This window comes from Candidatus Accumulibacter vicinus, from assembly GCF_000584955.1.
GTDB lineage: Bacteria > Pseudomonadota > Gammaproteobacteria > Burkholderiales > Rhodocyclaceae > Accumulibacter > Accumulibacter vicinus.
In genome coordinates, this window is record NZ_JDSS02000032.1 from 91,318 (window position 1) to 91,524 (window position 207).

The 207-nt window shown below is 54.1% G+C and carries 1 pseudogene; it reads left to right on the forward strand.

The annotated features are described in order from the left end of the window. A pseudogene (locus CAPSK01_RS23295) lies at nucleotides 1-167 on the forward strand (DDE transposase); the annotation flags it as partial. Between the last annotated feature and the right edge of the window lie 40 nt (nucleotides 168-207).

The window sequence follows — 207 nt, forward strand, 5'->3', positions numbered from 1 at the left end:
ATACGATGGAAGGCTTCTGGTCATTGCTGCGCTCCTGGTGACGTCCCCATCGGGGACGCTCACAGGAGAAACTTCCCATCTACTTGGGCTTTTTCCAATTCGTGCACAACGCCAGAATCCGTGGCAAAGGCTTGCTGAAACCTCTCCTCAATGCCCTTCTGGCTTAATGTGAAAGTCGCGTATGCGACTCACGAATCTCCCCTCCCC